Below are 2,316 nucleotides of genomic sequence, written 5' to 3'. Positions count from 1 at the left end.
TATGGCAGCGATAATCGATGTTAGTACAGCCTTGTCGCAGTAGTAATGATTGTTAAAAAAAGCCCTGTCGCTTGTATACTCAGTATATGGATCTATGATGATGGAACCGTTATCGATCAGCTGTCTGGTCAGTGCCCAGCGGGTTACAGTATTATCATACGGATATGGATGGAATACGGACAGCATTATCAGAGAAGCAAGGAGAAGAAACAGGAATGAATATCTTTTGTATGAGATGCTCAGCAATGTGTTCCTCTGGAAAATGTTAATTTCATTCAGATATTTCAGGGTCAGAAAACTCAACCTTAACAGCATATATAATATTCATACAGAACCGGAATGCAAATCAGCTTAAAGCCTTTCATTTATGAGACAGATACTGAGTATTGACATTTCGCTTTGCTAATGGATACAATTCTCTAATACTATCGCATATTTTACCGGAGAGGGAAATATGTCCAGAATTATTGATGTTCTCTGGATTCTTGTACGAATAGGTGGTTTCTGGATTGCTGTATCCGGATTCGGACGCATTACACGTATTGGTTTAAGAAAGTCAGGGTACGACGCACCTGTCATTTTTCTGGGTCTGGTCAGCCTTCTTGTACTCTCTGTTCCTCTGAGTTTTCTTGGTCTGTTTAATCGGTCAGTGCTTTCATTTATCCTTATCGCTGGCGCGCTCTTGCATCCTGCTTATTTCTTCACCAGGAAACGGATACACTTCAGCTTCAAATATCCCGGTTTTCATACTCTGATATTGCTTCTGATTACTGTATTTATTGTTATCACAAATACAATGAGAGCATCTGAACCACAGACAAATCCCGATGCGTTAACAGCATATGCAGTACAGCCTGATCGATGGCTTTCTTCCGGAAGGATTTACTACATTGAGGAAAGCATGTTCTCAGGATTACCGTCAGTCGGTGAAGTTCTTGCTGCATGGCCAGCCTCGCTTTCTTCTTCAAGAACCGATCAACTATCTCTTCTGCAGGTGTTCCAGATGTGTATGCTTCTATTTTCCGCTATTGCCGCATGGACAATTCTTGGGAAGGGCAGAAACGGTTTATTGATAACAGTCATCGCCTGCATGGCGACCTCCATGCTTGCCGGTTGGGCTTCACTGCCCAAAATAGAAATGACAGTTCTGTACTTCTCGACAGTTGCTATATGCCTGCTTTACAGAGGATATGTTAACAAAGACGGAAAATTCGATCCCGTTCCCTTTCTCGCCATGGGATTAGCTCTGGGCACGAAACTGACGGCATATGTTCTACTTCCTTCTTTTCTGCTGCTTGCCTATGCAATTCCGATACATAGAAAAATGAAGACCATGTTCGTCTGGTGTATAATTCTGGCAGCCATTCCGCTGACATTTGCTGTAAGAACGATGATACATACAGGAGCACCTTTCTATCCAATTTCGATTTCATTCTTCAGTGCTGATGAGGATCACTTCCTTCCGGAAATTCCGGAGATGACACGACTGGCCAGAGAAAATGCAGCACCAACTGATCTGCTGGTTAATACTGAGCCGGAACCATTATCAGTGAATATTTCTGATCTTGTCTCTTCCTGGGGTTTACCAGCTGTACTCTTTCTGTTGGGCATGGCTTCACTGGCTATGCGACAGAAACTATCACTTGTCCTGCTTCCACTGGCTGCTGTGCTTATTTATTGTCTGATTGCCTCAGTTGTATTCAATCCTTTGAGCTGGGGAGCAAAATACGCATTTCTAATGTCACCTTTTATGGCAGCAACCGGTGCGAAATGGTCGGAAAAACTGGTTTTACCTCGATTATCATTCTATGCATTCCTGCTTGTTATGGCGCTTACATCATCACTACTGCCAAGGTTCAGATACGCGGTTACCTTTCCCGGTATGTCATCATCACTTGATTTCAGACATCCCAATATAGTGACAGTGAAAGCTTTGCATGACTGGTGCAATACTAATCTACCAGAAGGATCCCGGCTTTTATCAATGTGGAAAAGGGAGCGGTATTTCTCGGATCACGATATAATAGTAATTGAAAATCACCCGATTGGCCGCCGGTTATTCCTTGCTGATTCCATTGAGGAAGAAATGGAGCTGCTTGACCTGATGGATATTGATTACGTTTACTATCAGACATCAGACCCTATGCCTGGTGATCTGGAGAATGGTATGGAATTTCTCTTTTCGGACAGGCTTGAGACTATTGCTGAAGTCAATGGATTTACTATCTGCGGAATTAATTATTGATGAAAGGAACTCTCTTTGCGTAAGCGATTTATTGATCTTGTAACTATTGAGGTTTATGGCGGTAAGGGTGG

General features: G+C 42.7%; 2 protein-coding genes. One reads left to right on the top strand and one right to left on the bottom strand.

The window, feature by feature from the left end; all coding sequences use genetic code 11:
* Positions 1–246: hypothetical protein (locus tag K8R76_08000; GenBank protein MCD4848117.1), on the bottom strand; the 246-nt coding region annotated here is incomplete at its 3' end.
* Positions 247–454: 208 nt separating this feature from the next.
* On the opposite strand from K8R76_08000, the gene K8R76_07995 reads away from it, so the two are divergent.
* Positions 455–2,245 carry a hypothetical protein gene (locus K8R76_07995; protein MCD4848116.1) on the top strand — a complete coding sequence of 597 codons (1,791 nt, stop codon included), beginning with the start codon at positions 455–457 and terminating at the stop codon, positions 2,243–2,245.
* Positions 2,246–2,316: the final 71 nt, after the last annotated feature.

Origin of the sequence: Candidatus Aegiribacteria sp., from assembly GCA_021108435.1 — a bacterium.
Classification (GTDB): domain Bacteria; phylum Fermentibacterota; class Fermentibacteria; order Fermentibacterales; family JCC-6; genus Aegiribacteria.
The sequence above is the reverse complement of the archived record's forward strand: the minus strand, read 5'-3'. Positions and strand labels throughout refer to the sequence as shown.